The sequence below is a fragment of the Rhizobium sp. SJZ105 genome (assembly GCF_007828365.1).
GTDB lineage: Bacteria > Pseudomonadota > Alphaproteobacteria > Rhizobiales > Rhizobiaceae > Agrobacterium > Agrobacterium tumefaciens.
In genome coordinates, this window is record NZ_VIUP01000001.1 from 935,171 (window position 1) to 952,366 (window position 17,196).

The window sequence follows — 17,196 nt, forward strand, 5'->3', positions numbered from 1 at the left end:
ACCGTAATGTTGAAAAAGAACCGAGGACGGATATGAAAATCAGTTATTTTTCAATGAGATTACGAATTCTCTCTTCTTCGTCCGCGCTCAGTTTTTCCGGCCGCTCCTGGGTGGCGCGCCGACGCGAAAAAACGAGGATGGCGAATATTCCCGCAAGCGCCAGAACGATGGGCGCGCCCCACAAAAGTGCGGTGCGCATGCTGAAACGCGGTTTCAGCAGCACGAATTCGCCGTAACGAGACACGACGTAGTCGACAACAGCCTGATCGCTATCGCCTGCCACCAGCCTGTCCCGCACCAGAACGCGCAGGTCCCGTGCCAGTTCGGCATTGCTGTCATCGATCGACTGGTTCTGACAGACCATGCAGCGCAGTTGCGACGTGAGATTGCGGGCGCGCTGTTCCAGTGCGGGGTCTTTCAGCACCTCGTCCGGGTTGAAGGCGAAGGCCGGCCATGACGTAAACATGAGAACGAGAAGGAGCGTGAGCCCCGACACAACCTCCCTCATTCCGCCGCCTCCGGCATCGCGGCCGTTTTTGCCGGCTTCGCCTTGCGGCTCGGTGCGCCCACCCTCAACCGTCTGTCGGAGAGCGATATCAAACCGCCGGCCATCATGAACAGCGTGCCGCCCCAGATGCACAGGATGAAGGGTTTCCACCAGATGCGCACTACCATGCCGCCATCCGCCATCGGGTCACCGAGCGAGACGTAGAGCTGGCTGAGGCCGAACGTCAAAATGCCCGCTTCCGTGGTCGGCATTCGCCGTGCGGTGTAGAGCCGCTTGGAGGACCAGACGTCGGCCACTTCCACACCCGCCTTGCGTATGGTGAAATGGCCGCGATCCTCGGTAAAATTAGGGCCAACGGCATGGCGGATGCCATCGAAGGTGAGACTGTAGCCGCCCGCCTTCGCCTCCATGCCCTGCTTCATTTCAAGAACGGTTTCGGTCTCGAAGGTGGTGACGGTGACGATGCCAAGCACGGTGATGCCAAGCCCCATATGGGCAAGTGCGGCGCCGAAGGCCGAACGCGGCAGGCCCTTGAGGCGTCGAAAAGCGATGCCGAAGGCCAGTTTGCCGAAATTGGCCCGATACCAGAGATCGGCAAGCGCCCCGAAGATCAGCCAGAAACCGGCTGCGATGCCAAGTGCGGCGAGCACCGGGCCGCCGTTCTCCACGTACCAGAGCGTCAGCCCGGCAAGGGCAGCAATGGCGGCCGCCACATAAAGCCGCTGGAAAGCGCCGAGAAGATCGCCGCGCTTCCAGGCGAGCATCGGCCCGAAGGGCGTGACGATCAACACCGGGATCATCAGGAGGCCGAAGGTGAGATTGAAGAACGGCGCGCCGACCGAGATTTTTTCGCCTGTCAGCGTTTCGAGAATGAGCGGATAGAGCGTGCCGATCAGTACCGTTGCGGTCGAGACCGTCAGGATCAGATTGTTGAGGACCAGCGCCCCTTCGCGTGAGATCGGCGCGAACAATCCACCCACCTTCAGCGAGGGCGCCCGCCATGCGAACAGCGCGAAAGCTCCGCCGATGAAAACGGTAAGGATGCCGAGAATGAAGATGCCGCGGCTCGGATCGGTGGCGAAGGCGTGCACGGAGGTCAAGACGCCGGAGCGCACGAGGAAGGTGCCGAGCAGCGACAGCGAGAAGGTCATGATCGCCAGAAGCACGGTCCAGATTTTCAGCGCTTCGCGCTTTTCCATGACGAGTGCCGAATGCAGCAGTGCGGTGCCCGCAAGCCATGGCATGAAGGAGGCGTTTTCAACCGGATCCCAGAACCACCAGCCGCCCCAGCCGAGTTCGTAATAGGCCCAGTAAGATCCCATGGAGATACCTGCCGTCAGGAAGGTCCATGCGGCGAGCGTCCATGGCCTTACCCAGCGCGCCCAGGCCGCATCGATCCGGCCCTCCAGAAGTGCAGCGACGGCGAAGGAGAAACAGACGGAAAAGCCGACATAACCGAGATAAAGCAGCGGCGGATGTATGGCGAGGCCGAAGTCCTGAAGGATAGGGTTCAGGTCCTGCCCTTCGGCCGGCACCCGCTCCAGACGCATGAACGGATTGGAGGTGAGCAGGATGAACAGCAGGAACGCGACGGAAATCCAGGCCTGCACGGACAGCACATTGGCTTTCAGCGTTTCCGGCAGGTTGCGACCGAAGACGGCAACGAGCGCGCTGAAAAACACCAGGATCAGCAGCCACAACAGCATGGAGCCCTCATGGTTGCCCCAGACGCCGGTCAACTTGTAGAGCATCGGCATCAGCGAATGGGAGTTTTCCCAGACGTTGCGCACGGAGAAATCCGAAACCGCATAGGCCCGCGTCAGCGCCGCAAAGGACAAGGCCACGAGCAGGAACATCACGACGGAGCCGAGCGAGGCAATATCCATCAGCGCCCGGTCGTTGCGGCGCGCGCCGATCACCGGCAGCGTCGAGACGATCAGCCCCACGGCGAGTGCCAGAACCAGAACGTAGTGGCCGATCTCATTGATCATTTTATCGCTCCGGTCTTGTCGGCTGAAGCCCCCGCAGGAGAAGGCGCTGCGCCGGAAGGTTGCCCGCCCTCTCCGGTGTTCTGCCACAGGCCCTTGTCTTTCAGCCGGTCGGCCACTTCCTTCGGCATGTAGTTTTCGTCATGCTTGGCCAGAACGCTGTCGGCAACAAAGCCATGGGTCGCGGCATCGAAAACGCCTTCCGTCACCACGCCCTGCCCCTCGCGGAAAAGATCGGGCAGAATGCCGGTATAGCTGACGGGCACGTTTGCTTCACCGTCAGTCACCGTGAAGCTCACCGTGCGGCCCTCCCCGCGCTTGACGGAGCCTTCCGCCACCAGCCCACCTAGGCGGATGCGGGTGCCGGGATTGACCGGCGTCTTCTCCAGATCGGCCGGCATGTAGAAATAGGCTATGGACTGGCCGAAGGCGAACATGACGAGCAGCACGGCCGCGACGATGAAGCTCATGCCGCCGCCGATGATTGCGAGCCGTTTCTGTTTGCGGGTCATTGCGTCACTCCCTGCGGCATCGCGCGCCCTTGCCCGTCCATGCGAACGGGTCCGGCGGAAACTCCCAATTCCTTCGCCAGCGCCAGAAGCTGCTTACCCTCTTCGCCCTCAGGCGGGAAAACCTGCAAACCGGCTCTCAGTGCCTCGCCCGCCTTCGCTGCATTGTTCAAGACGGAGTAGGCGCGCACGAGGCGCATCCAGCCTTCGAAATCACCCGGATTTTCCTTGAGCTTGGCGTCGAGGCTCGCCACCATGCCCTCGATCATCGCCTGCCGGTCGGCGGGCGTCATGTCTTTCGCCGCCGCCACGTCGCCTGCGGTCGGGCCGGGCGCTGCCTCGCCGCCGGTTCTGGCGATATGTTCCCGCACCAGCGGCAACCATGGCGCACCGGCTGGTGCATCCGCCGCCAGTGCTGCAAAGGCCGCACGCGCCTCCTGCGCCTTGCCCGCCTGCTCCAGCGACAGCGCCAGATAAAAGCGGGCGCGTGGATTGCCGGGTTTCAGCCGCTCGGCTTCGGCAAAGGCCTCACGCGCAGCCTCGATGACGATGCCGTCATTGCTCGCCACCAGTGTTTCGCCAAGTCCCGTCAGCCGTTCTGTGCTCGGCCCTTGCAGACGAAGCGCGTTGCGATAGGCAAGCTCGGCATCGCCAAGCCGCATCGTCTTGAAATAGATCGGCGCCAGGATATCCCAGCCTGCACCGTCGTCGGGGTTTTCGGCCAGGTGCCGCTCGGCACGGGCGACCAGAAGGTTCATGTCGTTACCGGGTTGCTCCAGACGTGCCTCGAGCGGCATGTCCGGCACTTCCGGACTTCCCTTCCAGATGTAAAGACAGAGGCCAAGTGCGGGCAGCAAAACGGTAATCAGGGTTACGGCGAGATTGTGCCGCAGCGGCCGGGCGCTGCTTTCAGCGTCTTGACGGGTATCGGCTGCGGCAAGCAGCCGGCGGCCGATTTCGGCGCGGGCATATTCCGCCTCCGTCTCGCCGATCAGGCCAGCGGCACGCTCGCGGTCCAGTTCGGCAAGCTGGTCGCGATAGACTGCAACCTCGCCGTCGCGGCGCGTCTGCGACACCTCGGTCTTCCGCATCAGCGGGTACATCAGGACGATGGCGACAGCCGCCGTCAATATCGCAACGACAATCCAGAACATAAGGCTCAATTACTCGAATGCACGGCACATGGAAACATGAAGCGCGGAGATGACGCGAATTTGAGACATCACGCCGCACCGCCCGGCGTCCAGCTGCACCGCTATAGCCCTTCCTGTCACTCGGAAAGGTCCATGACCTTGATTTACGTCAAAGGAGACCAGCTGCCATCGGCATTGCGGCAGGCCGCACCGCGAACCCGGGTTTCCTTTTCATCGACAGTCAGCGTGTGGGAATACTGCCGGCAATTCTGGTTGCCCACCTGATAGGGCGCATTGGCAACCACCTGGCCGCTGGCATCGTCGCCGGTCCATGTCACCGGCGTACCGACCGGGGCGGTTTCCAGTGCGCGATATTCGGCCTCAAGCGCTTTGGTGCGGTCGCCCTTTTCGAGTTGCAGACCGCTTCGTCCGACAATGCCGCCCTGCATGTTGGCAAGGAACGGCGTTGAAGGTTGTGCCGAACCGCCGAACAGACTGCCACCGGCCGAGCGGGTGCCCGTGGTGGTGCAGGCGCTCAGCATCGATACGCACAGGATCGAGAGAAGTGCCGGGCGTGACACCAGCGAACGCATCGTCACGGAGCGGCAGCCATCATACACGTCAACCAAACCCTGTCCTCTTTTCCTTACCGCACCGCGCGTTATATATCGGCATTGAATTTCTTGCCTTTTTTCTTGCCTCACGCAAGCTCTTTCGAGAGGCCAGGCAAAATCAAATCGGCTTTCAGGCCACCTATCCCGCTGCGCGAGAGGGAAAAGTGGCCATGGTACTCAGACACCACTTCGGAAACGATCGACAATCCGAGGCCGGTGCCCGGACGGCTTTCGTCCAGCCGCCTGCCGCGCTTCATCGCTTCACTTATCTGCCCGGGCTCCAGCCCCGGCCCGTCATCCTCCACGATCAACTCCACCCATGAGCGCCGGCCCATTTCGGGGTCGGAGGACGGGTGAGTGCCGGTCGCAAGCGTGACAACGACTTTGGTCTGTGCAAAACGCGCGGCATTCTCGAGAAGATTGCCGACGATCTCCTCCAGATCCTGCTGTTCCATGCCCAGCACCGCCCCCGGATGCTCGAAATTCAGCTCGAACTGCTTGTCGGGGTTGAGGCGGCGCATGACGCGCACCAGCCGTTCCAGCGCCGGCTCCGCTTCCACGCGCGCAAGAATCGAGCCGCGCTGGGCGGCGATGCGGGCGCGCGAAAGATAGGATTGCACCTGCGCCTGCATGGCGTCAGCCTGCGCGCGCACCAGATCGCCATGCTGCGGCTCCAGCGTGCGGGCCTCGTTCAGAAGCACGGCAATCGGCGTTTTCAGCGAATGTGCGAGATTGCCGACCTGCATGCGGGCGCGCTCGACGATGCGCCGGTTGCTGTCGATCAGCGCATTGACTTCGTTCGCCAACGGCTGGATTTCGCGCGGGAATTCGCCTTCGAGGCTTTCCGCCTCCCCGCCCCTGATCTTTCCGAGCGCCAGACGGGCCTGATCGAGCGGCCGCAGACTGTAGAGAATCGCAAGGCCATTGACGACCAGACTGCCGACACCGAAGACGGCGAGCGCCAGATAAAGGCTGTTGGAGAAATTGCGCACATCGTCTTCAACGACATTCAGGTTGCCGGAAACGCGGAAACGCGCCGCGCGGCCTTCACCATCCAGCACGACTTCCGTTTCCGCCACCCGCACCTTGTTGCCCGCCTCGTCGGTCACGGCATAAAAACGCTCGTATCTGTTATCGAAGGGAGCATCGATAATGCTCGGCACCGGCAAGGACGCGACGCCGAGCGAAGAGGAGACCAGCGGTGCCGTCTGGAAATTGCCGAGCGGCTCCACCACCCAGTACCAGCCGGTATCGGGCTGCGAGAACCGGAGATCGCCGAGCTGCGGGCTGCCGGCCAGCGTATTCTCGTTCGAAATCGTCACGGAATTAATGACGTTATAAAGCTGCGCCCGCAGAAGATCGGTGAAGCTGCGCTCCACGCCCTGCCGGTAGAGCGTCGAGATCACGACGGCAATGACCACCAGCGCCAGCGCCGACCAGGCGGAGGCGAGAAGAAGAACGCGGGCGGTAAGAGAGCTACTTCGCATCTGCCGGCGCTTGCATCCGGTAACCGAGGCCACGGATGGTCTCGATCAGATCAACCCCGAGCTTCTTGCGCAAACGTCCGACAAACACCTCGATCGTGTTGGAATCCCTGTCGAAATCCTGATCGTACATATGTTCGACCAGCTCCGTGCGCGAGACGACCTCGCCCATGTGATGCATGAGATAGGAAAGCAGGCGGAACTCATGCGAGGTGAGCTTCAGCGTCACGCCGTTGACCGTTGCCTTGGAGGATTTGGTATCGAGCTTGACCGGTCCGCAGACGAGCTCGGAGGAAGCGTGGCCAGCGGCGCGGCGGATGAGCGCACGCACGCGGGCAAGAACTTCTTCCACATGGAAGGGCTTGGTCACGTAATCGTCGGCACCGGCATCGATGCCCGCCACCTTGTCGCTCCAGCGGTCACGGGCGGTGAGAATGAGGACCGGCATGGCCTTGCCCGCCGCGCGCCATTTCTCGACGACGGTGATGCCGTCCATCTGCGGCAGGCCGATATCCAGAACGATCGCGTCATAGGGTTCGGTATCGCCGAGATAATGGCCTTCCTCGCCGTCAAATGCCTGATCGACAACATAACCGGCTTCTTTCAGCGCGTCGGTCAGCTGACGATTGAGATTGGCATCGTCCTCAACCACGAGAATACGCATTATCCGCCCTTTCCTTACGTCCCGGCCCGCGCGCGCGTCGCCGGTCATGCTAACTGTGTCGGATTGTTTTCCGATATTTCGGCGATGCGGGCAAGGCTACATCGGCACGCGCATCGTTACCTTGCGCGGGCGCTCGCCATTACCCTGGACGAGAACGGTAACTACACAGGACTGACCGTCACCGGAGGGATAGACCGAAAGAAGCTGGCCACCGGTTTCGCGCACCACGCGGGCAACGGCCGCGCCGCAATCGCTTGCAGCCAGAATGTAATGGCCCTGCAAATCAGCCTCGGGCGCCGTGAAACCGGAAAGCCCGGCTGCAAGCGTCGCGATGATGAGAGGTGATGCCATTGCACAAATCTTCCAAAAAAATCGGCTGCGTCTCGAACCGTATTGTGACCGAATATGTAGCGCAAAGCGTCTGAATGGCAAATGAATGCCGCCCCCGACGCCACGACGCACGGCGGGGACGGTATGGGCGCTAGTGGCGTCAGCGGATGGCACGGGTTGCCGAAAGGCGGCCGTAAAGTGCGACGAGGCCGCCAATTCCGCCCGCAACGGTCACCAGTCCCTCCGCCAGCTCGCCGTGCAGGCCGGCGGGAAGATCAAGACCAGCGACGCTGAAAAGCGGTGCGAAAACCGCAACTAGGGCGCCCCATATCGTGCGCGATTGATACCATGCCTTGGTACTCTCCATAATCTCGTCCTTTGCGTTGTTTTTCAGGTGGTTGTCAGAGTGGGAGAACGGCGTGCGCCGCCACTCCCAGAGGCACCGCACGGCCGAGCTGACGGACACGCACGGAAATGTGATCCCGCAAGGTCGGGAAATCTGTGAGTTCGCCCGCTTTGGGGTACAGCCAGAAGGGTTCGGAGACCTCTGCCGTGCGTCGAACGGCCTCGCGATCCAGCACCTCCACGCGGTAACGCTCGAACGGCTCTTCCAGCGGTATCTCGCTCGCGTCCCAGCCATCGGCCTCCATCCGGCCTCGGCGCACCCAGCGCAGCAAAATGCCGTCCCTGCGCCGCTCGGCCGCAAGATGCACCGGCGCAAGCGGCGTTTCAGCCCGCAAGCCACCCTCGAAGACAAAAGGACCGGCGGGGGCGCCCGCCATTCCCGCAGCCTCGGCAATCCAGTTCAGCCGCCGTCCGCGTTCGGTCGCGGCAAGACCGAGCGGCTGCACCGCCGCGTCCAGCACCACAACAGGGGTGCCCACCGGCGCGCCAATGGCCAACGCATCTTCAGTGCCGCCAAGCCCACGCAACAAAGCGGAAAGCCGCCAGCGCGCGGGCGCAATTTCCTCTGCGCGCGCGAAAGCGATGATCTCCCAAACACCGTTTGCGGCCCTCACCGCCATGCGGTTCTCGCCGTTCAGCACCGAAAGCTCCGTGGCCGAGGAAAGCTCGCCGGATGGCAGATCGATCAGGATGGTGTTTTGCCGGTCGAAACGGCCGGAGGGGCCTGATGTCAGCGGCATGGCCAGCGTGCCGATCATCGCGGGCCGGTCAAGCACGGCGCACTGCCGGTAGCCCTCCGTGCCGGCGGAGGACGAAACGACGATTGGCCGCCATGGCCGTGCAAAAACGGCAATCTGCGCCGAATTTTCAGGCGCCGTGCCGTCATGGCGCGGCAGATCGAGAAACAGCACCTCCGGGGCAAAGCCTTCCGCGCCCTTTGCCCCGCCAACACGACGCTCATCCACAGCGCCCAAAAAAGCGGCGGATGCGGCGGAAAAGGCGCGCGCCTCCACCTGCCGTACAGCACCGTCCTCAATCCGGCTGACCAGGAACCTCCCTGCCGGAGCCTCCGAAAACACACTCTGCGGGAGACGAATGCAATCGCCGGGTTCCAGAGCGATATCTGCGGGCGGCAACGCAAAACGCAGTGTGCGCCGTGCCTGCCTGTTGTCACGCAACAGGGCCTCCGCCGCGGCTTCCGCCGTTTCCGCCGGGAGTGCGGCGTTAAGGTCGAGCCGCATGACGCGGCTGCCGGCATTGTCGATACGGCGCGAACGCACGCTCGCCTGCTCGTAGTCCAGCGCCGGATTGAACGAGGTCAGCACGGCCTCTGCGGCGAAATCGCTGTCATGGCCGCGATTTTCCGACCACAGCGGTTCGTCGTCCAGATCGGCCAGCACGGCAGCGTCACGCACGGGCAAAACCGCCGTATTGCGAGAGCGGAAGCGCAGGGTTCCGCCGTCCTCGGCCACATCCACCTGAAACGCCGCCATCAGCGGCTCCAGGAGGTTGCGGGCCGAGGTCACGTCGCCCTGCACATATCCCGTCAGATCGCCACTGACGGCAGAGACGTCGAAGCCGGAAAATCCATGGTCCGTCAGGATCGCGGCGATGGTATCGGCAAGCGTGGCAGTCCCAAGCCGGCCGTTCAGCCAATGGCCGGTACGCCAGTTGGCCCCATCGCTCCAGGCCGCGCCGTTCTGCGGAAAGGCGGGGAACGGCCGCGCATCCCAGGTCCACATATAGACGCGGTTATGATCCACCATCGCCGCATCCCCCTTCCCCCTCCAATGGTCGAGATGCGCCTCCAGAAACCGTCGCTGCTGGCTGTCGGCGCGGCTTCTGCGGGAAAAATAGGGATAAGCGTTTTCCGCCGATTTCGGATCGGGAAAGACATTCGGGCGCGTCGCACTCTTGTCCACCGCCGGGCAGCCGAGTTCGGTGAACCAGATCGGTTTCGACCCCGGCACCCATGCGGTTGGCGTCAATTTCTCCGCACCGCGCACCCGGTCAAAATGGGCATTCTGCCACCAGCTTCGCAGGTCCTTGTAGCGGAATACCCACGGCTTGCCCTTGAGACCATCAGTGATGGGCGTGCGCCGCCGCGCCGCGCGGTCGGCATGGCTGGCGTAATACCAGTCGAAACCCTCGCCCGCCGTGATGGCATAACGGAAGGCGCTAGCATCGTCCGGGCCGCTCATACCATCAGGATTGCCGTTTGTGGCATCCTCGTCGCGCCAATCGGAAAGCGGCATGTAATTGTCGATGCCGATCGCATCGATATCAGGGCTTGCCCACAGCGGATCTAGATTGAAGAACACGTCGCCGGAACCGTCCGCCGGCTGATAGCCGAAATATTCGCTCCAGTCCGCGCCATAGGTCAGTTTCGTTGCCGACCCGACAACGGCGCGCACATCCGCCGCCAGCCGCACCAGTTCCTCCACGAAAGGAAAGGCGTCGTTATGGTCGCGCAGGCTTGTCAGCCCGCGCAGCTCCGAGCCGATCAGGAAGGCATCCACCCCACCCGCCTGCGCCACCAGCGCCGCATAATGCAGCACCATGCGGCGATACCCCTCAGTGCGGTTGCAGAAGGTGGAAATCTCCGTGCGCGTGCCTGCACTGCGGTCGGGCGAACCTGCCAGGCCAGGTGCCGGAAAACAGGTGATGCGTCCGCGCCAGCCATAGGCGTCCTGCTCGCCTTTGCCGTAGGGGTCCGGCAAGCCGTTGCCGGCTGGCACATCCATCATCACGAATGGGTAAAGGCAAACCTTCAGACCACGCGCCTTGAGGTCGGCTATCGCCTGCACAACGCTTTTATCATCCGGCGTGCCACCATAGGCCGGGCCGCCGCCGTGATGGCTGACGAGATGCGCTTGCCCGCGCGAAACACCGGCGACGGACCATGCTGCACTTTCCCTGTCGCGACCCGCCACTTCCACACCCGGCAGAATGCGGCATTCGCCCGCGCGCATGTCGGTGCCGAACCAGCTCACCACCAGCGCCACGCTTTGCAGATTGGGGCACAGCGCCTGCAATTCGTCGATCGCGGCCTGCCAGTCGGTCAAGGCCGTCAGGCAATTGCGGTTCATGATGCGACTTTCGCCCATGCCGGTGCGTTCCGAAACCTGCGCCGTGGCGTAACCGTGTTCCGTCGCACCGGGAATGACGGTGATGGCACGGATGGCTTTTTCCAGCCGGCCGACCGGTCGCACCACCTCGAACTGCATCAGCGGAATGCGGTTGCCATAGCTGTCAAGCGGCAGGCGTTCGAACACGACATAGGCCAACCCGCGAAAGGCGGGTGCATTGCCTGCGCCCTGTTTTGCCTCGATCAGCGGATCCGGTAATTGCGTCTCGCTGCCGGGATAAAAGCGCATCTCGATGGCGCTCAGGTCCAGTTCCCGCCCATCGGCCCAGACACGCCGCACCATGGCCGCCTCGCCCTCGCACAGCCCGACGGCGAGATTGGCGAAATAGCGGAAGGTCTCGACCTTCGGGCCGCGATTGCCCTTGCCGCCACGACGCGTCACCTCGACGCTTTCCTCAAAGCGCGTCGCCCAGATCAGCGTACCGCCGATTCTCGCCGTGCCGTAAAGCCGGTTGATGGCCGCGCCTTCGTCCGCACCCGGAATACGCGCTGTGGAAAGCCGGGCGCCGGACACCGTCCGCCCGTTCGAAAGCAGCGCGCGGTCGACGGCATTGCCCGCCAGCGCGCCAGCCGCGCGGCCGATGATGGCACCCACGGGGCCGAAAACGCCGCCGAGTGCTGCACCCGCCGCCTGAAAGAGAATGGTCGCCATGGTCGCCTCGAAAAATGTCAGGGTTCGGGAAAACGGAAGACGCCGGCAATACGTCGCTTCCAGCCGGGCACCAGCGCCGAGCGCACCACTGCCACCTGTTCATAGGCATGGATGAAATGCTGCGGCACGGCGAGGATGCCGAGATGTTTCGCCGCTGCATCGGCCCGCCAGCGGAACAGCAGCAGGTCGCCCGGCATCGCCTCTTCCATATCAGGCACCGCCGAAAAATAACGTGTGGCTGCCTCCAGCAGCCGGTCCTCGCCGCCCCGCTCGGCCCAATCTGGTGCGTAGGGCGGCGGCAGTTCCGGTTCCTCGCCGTAAAGCGAGCGCCAGATGCCCCTGACAAGGCCGAGGCAATCGCAGCCAACGCCTTGCAACGACGCCTGATGCCGGTAGGGCGTGCCGATCCAGCCTTGCGCGAGCGCCAGCACTTTTTCTGAGGTACTGCTCATGGAAACAGCGCCTTGCCGTCATGGGTCTGGCCGCCGCTGGCGTAGGAATAGGCGAAATCCGCCCCCGGCAGATGCGGAAAGCCACGAAAGTTCAGGTGATTGGCGAATTTCGCCTTGCAGGTCGCAAAACTCTTGTCGCAACCGGCGATGACGGAAAAAACATCACCCGGCTGCGGCGGTTGCTCCGGAGCGAGCCACAAGGACAGAACCGTGCCGCCATCGCGTTTCTCGTGGCCGTCGAGATCGAAACCCTTGCCGGCAAGTTGGCCGCTCAGAAACTGCAATTTCCCACGGCTGTAGAAACCATCGGCGAAAGCGTCCAGCCCTGTCACCAGCAGGTTGCCCGCCGCGTCCATGCCCGCAACGCTGCCGGTGCCGGTAAATCGCTTGAGATCGACGCCGCATCGCCGATCACCAAGGGCGGCATCGCAGCGTCGCCCATAGACCCTGCCCTGCGGCTGGGAAAGACGATGGGCGATGCTCCGCAGCTCGGCACGAAACGCCCCGCCCGCCCGTGTCACCTCGCCGATTTCGCGCATGTTCAGCAGCACATGCTGTTCCGGCGCCTGCCAATTGACGAGGTAGAGCGCCACCTGCGCACCATCGAAACGTCCGGCGGCCAGATCGCTTTCGGAAATCGCCTCACTGGAAAAGCCGCCCGTCACTTCACCCGCACTCGCGCCAAGTCCGGCCTCGCTGTCGCTGTCACTTGCACCAAAGCCGCTTGCGGCCAGATAGGCGGTACCGGCGAAGGAAAGGGTCTCGTCATGGTCGGTAAAACCGATGACCTCGCCGTCCTTCAGCGTCACTTTCCAGCAATGGCAGGTGGTCGTGGCCTCGCCCGCCAGATGTTCGGCCAAAGCGGCAGGAATGGTCTTCATGGCAGGATTTCCATCAATGGAATGGAGGGAATGCGGCCCGCCTCGAAGGCGGTAAGGTTCACGTCGACGCGGTCGATTGCAAATCGCACCGGCACGTCGAATTCGAAACCGGCCCGGATTGCGGCACCGGCAGGCGGCGCCTTACCGGCGCGAAACGTCACCGTACCGGTCGCATGGTCGACCGAAAAATCCGACAAAGCGGCTTTCACTCCATCGACTGAGATGATGACCGAAGCCTCGACCGGCTTCGCCACCCGCCGGGTGAAGGAACCGCCCGCATCGGCATAGGTCTTCACCAGCTGAAAAGCCGTCGTCGTGCCGTCACCGGTGCCGATCTTCTGGTCGCTTGCAGCAGGTGTCTGGCCCGGCGGACATGATTTGAAATCCACCGGGTCGCGAAACCGAAAACCATGGAGTTCACCGCGCCGCGCCTCGAAAAAGGACAGCACCTCGTAAAGATCGGCAACGGAGCGAATGCCCGATCCTGCGTCATAGGCGCGTCTGGCATTCTTCCAACGCTGGTTGCGGTTCTCCCGCCCATTGGAAAGGTTGACGATATCGGTTCTCCTTACCGGCCCGCCGCTCACGCCAAGCGCCAGCCTCAGCGGAAACCGCACTTCATGAAATGCCGCCATGTCGTTGTTCCTGGATTCGTTTTGATAGTCTGGGAAAGATGGAAGGGTCACGCTCGACACAGAGGTCTTGCAGGGAGGAGGTCCAATCCGTCACAGGCCGCGCTGGCCACGCCCGACGCTGCGCGCCAGCATGGCGGCGATCTGGCCTTCGCTTTTTCTGAAGCTCGCCGCGTCCGTCGCCGTCACATTGAAAACGATCTGCGCGCCGCCGCCACCCGCCGGTGCGGCAACACCGAGCGCCCCATCCGAACCACGCTTCAGCGGCAGGATCGCCTCGGCACCCGCTTCGCCCATCAGGCCAAGCCCGCCGCCCATCGGGAAGAAGGCCGGGCTTGCGACCACACCGCCATCGGCAAAGGGCGTGATACTGCGTCCCGGCACCCCGCCATCGGCAAAGGCAAACAGCGAACCGCCGCCATTCAAAAGCCCGCCCACGGCATTGCCGATCATGTTCTCAAGCGGCTTCAGCCCGGCGGAAAGCGCAATGCCGGAGAGCCGTTCGCCAAGCCCGCGCAACACTTCATCCAACCCCTTGCCGCCCGTCGCCGCAGCCTGCATGGCAGAAGTCAACGCCGCCCCGAACCGCTCGGAACGCCGTTCGAGATCACCCATCACCTCCGAGAGCGCTTCCGCTTCCTCGCGACTGCCCGCAATCGATCCTTCGCCTGCCATCACGCTTGCCTTTCTGATTCAAAACGGAACCGTAGATGTTTGAATTGCCTGGTCGTTTTCACGAAAGATGCACGTCCCCCAAAATAGCAAACCACACTCACCCATCCGGAAACCGCCGCATCATCGCATCCATCGCCGGGCGGTCGAGGGTGTGGAAAGCGGGGCGGATGCCGCCGGTCATGGCAACGAATTCCCTTGGCGTCAGCTGCCAGAAGGTTTCGGAGGAAAGCCGCAGCAGGTGGAAACCGGTGTGTATTACCGCCTCCCAGGGAAAAGGACGCGGCGTCAGATCGCCCACCTCACCTGCTGCGGCACTCAGGGGTCCGGCGGCGTGCTCCTCGAACCGGCAAAGGTGGCTGTCAGGAGATCGGCGACGATGGCGGCGTGGCCGGCAACGCCGCCTTCCACCGTGGCTGCGGCCACGTCCTCATCGGAAAACACGTTGCCCGCGCCGCGCAGACCGGCGCCGATCACCCGTATCATATCGGCCGCCTTCATACGTCCGGCTGCGAAACGTTCGGCGAGCGCGGTGAGATCATCGGCCTGAAAGGCGGTTTCGAGTTCGGCGAGAGCGCCGAGCGTCAGGCAAAGAAGGCGCCTTTCGCCATCGATCAGCGCCTCAATCTCGCCGCGATGGCGGTTCGCCCGCCCGTAACGTAACCCTTGCGGCATCAAAGTGCTCCGAAATTAAGGAAACCGGCCGATTCCAGCGCGGTCTCGAATTGCACTTCGCCATCGTGGCGACCGGAATATTCGAGCGCGACGATCTGGAACGGCCCGGTGATCGTGCCAAAGTCAGGAATGACGATCTGCCAGCCCGGAATGGAGCCGGCGAAAAATGCGCCACGCACCAGCGCATCGCTTGCCTGATCCTTGAAGATGCCCGACGCCGTCAGCGATGCCCGCTGCACGCCGGCGCCGGCCAGAAGCTCGCGCCAGCGCCCGGCGCTTTCGCCGTCGGTAATATCGACCGCCTGCGCGTTGAAGGCCAGACGCTTGGTTCTGAGCCCCGCCACGGTCACATAGGAGCCGGCGTTGTTGAACTTCAGCAGCAGGTCCTTGCCCTTCTGCGCCACCATGGTGGTCTCCCTCTCGTTTCGATTGATGTCGTCTCGTTTGATGTTGCCGGGTCGCAACTGGCCTGCTACCAAAAGCATTCCCGCATCTCGCACCCGCGATTTTCATCATGTCTGATGCCACCCCCTTCACGTCTCGCGCGCGCCTTATCGGCGTGCTTGCGGTTGGGCAGGTCGTCAGCTGGGGCACCGGTTTCGACATGCTGGCCATACTGGGGCCACGCATCGGAGAGGAACTGGCCATCGCAAACGAGGTCGTTTTTGCCGGTCTCACCGTCATGATGACGATCAGCGCCCTCTGTGGCCCGCTTCTGGGAAGAACGCTGGTGCGCCGTGGTGCCGCCCCTGTTCTTGTGGCGGGTTCGTTGCTGTTCACGGCGGGTTTTGTCGTGATCGCCTTTGCGGGCGGCGTGATCAGCTATGTCCTCGGCTGGGTCGTGATGGGTCTGGCCGCGACCTGCGGCCTGACGACGGCGGCCCATACCGCTGTGGTGGAACGTGTCGGCGCGGAAAGTGGCCGGTCGCTGACGCTTCTGATGGTGTTTACCGGACTTTCGGCAGCGGTTTTCCTGCCCGTCACCACCGTCGCAGATCAGCACCTGGGCTGGCGCGGCACCCTTTTGGTATATGCCTGTCTGCAGATATTCGTGCTTCTGCCACTCTATGTTTTTGTCCTTCCCGGACGAAGGACGAGCAATACTCAGAGCACTTCGAAAGGCGCTGCGGTCTCGACATCGCCTGTCGATACGCGGCGCGCCTTTCTGCTTCTGGCGGCAATGACGACGCTTAGCGCCTTCACAGCCTTTGGCTTTTCGCCGCTCCTGCCTCTGCTGCTGGTCCATGCCGGCGCATCGCAATCGCTCGCCGTGCAACTGGCAGCCGTGCGTAGCGTGCTTGCGATCATGGCGCGCGGGTTGGATTTTCTGCTTGGAAAACACGGCAATCCTTTCGTCACCTGCATGATCGGCTTAGGTATGCTGCTCGCATCCTTCGTGCTGTTGCTCGTTTTTGCCCCGGCCATGCCCGCTTTCATCGGTTTCATCATTTTCTTCGGCTTTGGCGCGGGCGTGCTCACCGTCAGTCGCGCGGTGTTGCCGCTCGCAGTATTTTCACCGGAACAATATGGCCTTCAGGCTGCGCGTATCTCCCTGCCGCAGAACCTTGCGATTGCCGTGGCGCCCGTCATTTTCACGCTGGCGCTGGATCGCGGCGGGGTGGCGGCCATGCTCACCATCGCCGCCGTGCTGATCAGCATTTCGTTTCTGCTGCTGATCGTGCTCTGGCGCACCGTGCGCAAACACAATTCCTGAACCGACCCTATTCCGTTACCGCCCTGAAACGCATTTCTGCGAGGAAGTTCCGTGTCTTCGGCTCGCGCCGCGAACGGCTCGAGAGAAGCTGCAGATTGACGAGCGAGATACCGACAAGCGGAAGGGCGGCATCGTCGAGCAGGGTTTTCACCCGCCCGGCAATCTCACCCGCGTACCTGCGGCCATTGGCATCGCTCCAGATGTCCAGCGACAGAAAATGTTCTTCGGCCTTTTCCGTCGCCGTCGAGTAATCGCGGCTTTCAAGTTCGCCGATAACGATCAAGGGCAGGATGGCGCGCGGCAAAAGCCGGTCGACGATACCGCCGGGGATAAGCGCCATCAGAGCAGCGTCGCCGGAAAGTCTTGCGAAAATCGCCTGTAGAAGCACATTTGCGGCACTCACGGGCTTTCCTCCTCACAGCGGCAGACGATGAAACGGCGGGTCTCGTCCGGATCCATCACGGCCCGGATCGCCAGAATGCGCCGTCCCTTGCGAAAGCGCATGCCGGCGGCAATGTCGCTGCGCCAGACCAGCCAGACGCGGTGGGTGATTGTTACGCCCTCAGCCGAGGCCCGCTCATGCGAGGCATTCGAAACAGGTTCGATGGCCGCCCAGAGCGAACGCAGGAAACTCCAGCTTTCCGCGGCCCCACCCTGCCCGTCCGGTACCTCGCTGCGCACCTCCAGCTCCAACCGCGCCGTAAGCTTGCCGGGGTCGAGAAAAACGAGGTTCAT

20 protein-coding genes are annotated in these 17,196 nt (G+C 62.8%); 1 reads left to right on the plus strand and 19 read right to left on the minus strand.

Translation table 11 applies throughout. The features are described 5' to 3' along the window. Window positions 1–43: 43 nt before the first annotated feature. The 17 genes from FB593_RS04655 to FB593_RS04735 all read right to left on the minus strand — a co-directional run bounded on the left by FB593_RS04655 (window position 44) and on the right by FB593_RS04735 (window position 15,154). Window positions 44–508, minus strand: a complete 465-nt coding sequence (locus FB593_RS04655) for a cytochrome c-type biogenesis protein CcmH (RefSeq protein WP_019564066.1) — start codon at window positions 506–508, stop codon at window positions 44–46. Next, window positions 505–2,499 carry a heme lyase CcmF/NrfE family subunit gene (locus FB593_RS04660; protein ID WP_003512142.1) on the minus strand — a complete coding sequence of 665 codons (1,995 nt, stop codon included), beginning with the start codon at window positions 2,497–2,499 and terminating at the stop codon, window positions 505–507. Before FB593_RS04660 ends, FB593_RS04655 begins: the two co-directional genes overlap by 4 nt. Further along, complete coding sequence (gene ccmE / locus FB593_RS04665; protein ID WP_003512141.1) at window positions 2,496–3,008, minus strand: cytochrome c maturation protein CcmE; 513 nt, start codon at window positions 3,006–3,008, stop codon at window positions 2,496–2,498. The genes FB593_RS04660 and ccmE overlap by 4 nt, the downstream gene beginning before the upstream one ends. Further along, window positions 3,005–4,159, minus strand: coding sequence for a c-type cytochrome biogenesis protein CcmI (ccmI, locus tag FB593_RS04670; protein WP_019564067.1), 1,155 nt, complete (start codon window positions 4,157–4,159; stop codon window positions 3,005–3,007). Before ccmI ends, ccmE begins: the two co-directional genes overlap by 4 nt. A 143-nt stretch (window positions 4,160–4,302) precedes the next feature. Beyond that, complete coding sequence (locus FB593_RS04675) at window positions 4,303–4,731, minus strand: membrane protein (protein WP_025592860.1); 429 nt, start codon at window positions 4,729–4,731, stop codon at window positions 4,303–4,305. Between the two features lie 107 nt (window positions 4,732–4,838). Beyond that, window positions 4,839–6,239, minus strand: a complete 1,401-nt coding sequence (locus FB593_RS04680) for a sensor histidine kinase (RefSeq protein WP_003512137.1) — start codon at window positions 6,237–6,239, stop codon at window positions 4,839–4,841. Further along, window positions 6,229–6,900, minus strand: a complete 672-nt coding sequence (locus FB593_RS04685; protein ID WP_003512135.1) for a response regulator transcription factor — start codon at window positions 6,898–6,900, stop codon at window positions 6,229–6,231. The genes FB593_RS04680 and FB593_RS04685 overlap by 11 nt, the downstream gene beginning before the upstream one ends. Window positions 6,901–6,996: 96 nt before the next feature. Then, the gene (locus FB593_RS04690) at window positions 6,997–7,251 is read right to left on the minus strand and encodes a hypothetical protein (protein WP_003497070.1); all 255 of its coding nucleotides are present in this window, start codon (window positions 7,249–7,251) and stop codon (window positions 6,997–6,999) included. A 139-nt stretch (window positions 7,252–7,390) separates the two neighbouring features. Further along, window positions 7,391–7,597 carry a hypothetical protein gene (locus FB593_RS04695; protein WP_003512133.1) on the minus strand — a complete coding sequence of 69 codons (207 nt, stop codon included), beginning with the start codon at window positions 7,595–7,597 and terminating at the stop codon, window positions 7,391–7,393. Between the two features lie 34 nt (window positions 7,598–7,631). Continuing rightward, window positions 7,632–11,435, minus strand: a complete 3,804-nt coding sequence (locus FB593_RS04700; RefSeq protein WP_145166352.1) for a baseplate multidomain protein megatron — start codon at window positions 11,433–11,435, stop codon at window positions 7,632–7,634. Between the two features lie 17 nt (window positions 11,436–11,452). Next, on the minus strand, window positions 11,453–11,887 hold the full coding sequence (locus FB593_RS04705; RefSeq protein WP_145166353.1) for an NlpC/P60 family protein: 435 nt from the start codon (window positions 11,885–11,887) through the stop codon (window positions 11,453–11,455). Continuing rightward, complete coding sequence (locus tag FB593_RS04710; protein WP_113472867.1) at window positions 11,884–12,768, minus strand: DUF2163 domain-containing protein; 885 nt, start codon at window positions 12,766–12,768, stop codon at window positions 11,884–11,886. Before FB593_RS04710 ends, FB593_RS04705 begins: the two co-directional genes overlap by 4 nt. Further along, a complete protein-coding gene (locus tag FB593_RS04715; protein ID WP_003512120.1) occupies window positions 12,765–13,403 on the minus strand; it encodes a TIGR02217 family protein in 639 nt (212 codons plus the stop codon). The genes FB593_RS04710 and FB593_RS04715 overlap by 4 nt, the downstream gene beginning before the upstream one ends. A 90-nt stretch (window positions 13,404–13,493) precedes the next feature. Next, a complete protein-coding gene (locus tag FB593_RS04720; protein WP_003512118.1) occupies window positions 13,494–14,075 on the minus strand; it encodes a phage tail tape measure protein in 582 nt (193 codons plus the stop codon). Between the two features lie 97 nt (window positions 14,076–14,172). Next, a complete protein-coding gene (locus FB593_RS04725) occupies window positions 14,173–14,394 on the minus strand; it encodes a rcc01693 family protein (protein ID WP_025592848.1) in 222 nt (73 codons plus the stop codon). After that, entirely contained in the window at window positions 14,391–14,747 is a 357-nt protein-coding gene (locus FB593_RS04730; protein WP_145166354.1) for a gene transfer agent family protein, read from the minus strand. The genes FB593_RS04725 and FB593_RS04730 overlap by 4 nt, the downstream gene beginning before the upstream one ends. After that, a complete protein-coding gene (locus tag FB593_RS04735) occupies window positions 14,747–15,154 on the minus strand; it encodes a phage major tail protein, TP901-1 family (protein ID WP_003512111.1) in 408 nt (135 codons plus the stop codon). The genes FB593_RS04730 and FB593_RS04735 overlap by 1 nt, the downstream gene beginning before the upstream one ends. Before the next feature lie 107 nt (window positions 15,155–15,261). On the opposite strand from FB593_RS04735, the gene FB593_RS04740 reads away from it, so the two are divergent. Beyond that, window positions 15,262–16,461 carry an MFS transporter gene (locus FB593_RS04740; RefSeq protein WP_186447881.1) on the plus strand — a complete coding sequence of 400 codons (1,200 nt, stop codon included), beginning with the start codon at window positions 15,262–15,264 and terminating at the stop codon, window positions 16,459–16,461. 7 nt (window positions 16,462–16,468) lie between these two features. On the opposite strand, the gene FB593_RS04745 is transcribed toward FB593_RS04740, so the two are convergent. Next, complete coding sequence (locus tag FB593_RS04745) at window positions 16,469–16,864, minus strand: DUF3168 domain-containing protein (protein ID WP_121556471.1); 396 nt, start codon at window positions 16,862–16,864, stop codon at window positions 16,469–16,471. Next, the gene (locus FB593_RS04750) at window positions 16,861–17,196 is read right to left on the minus strand and encodes a phage head closure protein (protein WP_065658132.1); all 336 of its coding nucleotides are present in this window, start codon (window positions 17,194–17,196) and stop codon (window positions 16,861–16,863) included. Before FB593_RS04750 ends, FB593_RS04745 begins: the two co-directional genes overlap by 4 nt.

What these genes read in the sequence shown, in the direction of transcription:
- FB593_RS04705 (WP_145166353.1), bottom strand. Translation starts at nt 11,887, where the DNA reads ATGAGCAGTACCTCAGAAAAAGTGCTGGCGCTCGCGCAAGGCTGGATC.
- ccmE (WP_003512141.1), bottom strand. Translation starts at nt 3,008, where the DNA reads ATGACCCGCAAACAGAAACGGCTCGCAATCATCGGCGGCGGCATGAGC.
- FB593_RS04710 (WP_113472867.1), bottom strand. Translation starts at nt 12,768, where the DNA reads ATGAAGACCATTCCTGCCGCTTTGGCCGAACATCTGGCGGGCGAGGCC.
- FB593_RS04675 (WP_025592860.1), bottom strand. Translation starts at nt 4,731, where the DNA reads ATGCGTTCGCTGGTGTCACGCCCGGCACTTCTCTCGATCCTGTGCGTA.
- FB593_RS04720 (WP_003512118.1), bottom strand. Translation starts at nt 14,075, where the DNA reads ATGGCAGGCGAAGGATCGATTGCGGGCAGTCGCGAGGAAGCGGAAGCG.
- FB593_RS04680 (WP_003512137.1), bottom strand. Translation starts at nt 6,239, where the DNA reads ATGCGAAGTAGCTCTCTTACCGCCCGCGTTCTTCTTCTCGCCTCCGCC.
- FB593_RS04730 (WP_145166354.1), bottom strand. Translation starts at nt 14,747, where the DNA reads ATGCCGCAAGGGTTACGTTACGGGCGGGCGAACCGCCATCGCGGCGAG.
- ccmI (WP_019564067.1), bottom strand. Translation starts at nt 4,159, where the DNA reads ATGTTCTGGATTGTCGTTGCGATATTGACGGCGGCTGTCGCCATCGTC.
- FB593_RS04715 (WP_003512120.1), bottom strand. Translation starts at nt 13,403, where the DNA reads ATGGCGGCATTTCATGAAGTGCGGTTTCCGCTGAGGCTGGCGCTTGGC.
- FB593_RS04740 (WP_186447881.1), top strand. Translation starts at nt 15,262, where the DNA reads ATGTCTGATGCCACCCCCTTCACGTCTCGCGCGCGCCTTATCGGCGTG.
- FB593_RS04690 (WP_003497070.1), bottom strand. Translation starts at nt 7,251, where the DNA reads ATGGCATCACCTCTCATCATCGCGACGCTTGCAGCCGGGCTTTCCGGT.
- FB593_RS04685 (WP_003512135.1), bottom strand. Translation starts at nt 6,900, where the DNA reads ATGCGTATTCTCGTGGTTGAGGACGATGCCAATCTCAATCGTCAGCTG.
- FB593_RS04660 (WP_003512142.1), bottom strand. Translation starts at nt 2,499, where the DNA reads ATGATCAATGAGATCGGCCACTACGTTCTGGTTCTGGCACTCGCCGTG.
- FB593_RS04655 (WP_019564066.1), bottom strand. Translation starts at nt 508, where the DNA reads ATGAGGGAGGTTGTGTCGGGGCTCACGCTCCTTCTCGTTCTCATGTTT.
- FB593_RS04735 (WP_003512111.1), bottom strand. Translation starts at nt 15,154, where the DNA reads ATGGTGGCGCAGAAGGGCAAGGACCTGCTGCTGAAGTTCAACAACGCC.
- FB593_RS04695 (WP_003512133.1), bottom strand. Translation starts at nt 7,597, where the DNA reads ATGGAGAGTACCAAGGCATGGTATCAATCGCGCACGATATGGGGCGCC.
- FB593_RS04700 (WP_145166352.1), bottom strand. Translation starts at nt 11,435, where the DNA reads ATGGCGACCATTCTCTTTCAGGCGGCGGGTGCAGCACTCGGCGGCGTT.
- FB593_RS04750 (WP_065658132.1), bottom strand. Translation starts at nt 17,196, where the DNA reads ATGAACCTCGTTTTTCTCGACCCCGGCAAGCTTACGGCGCGGTTGGAG.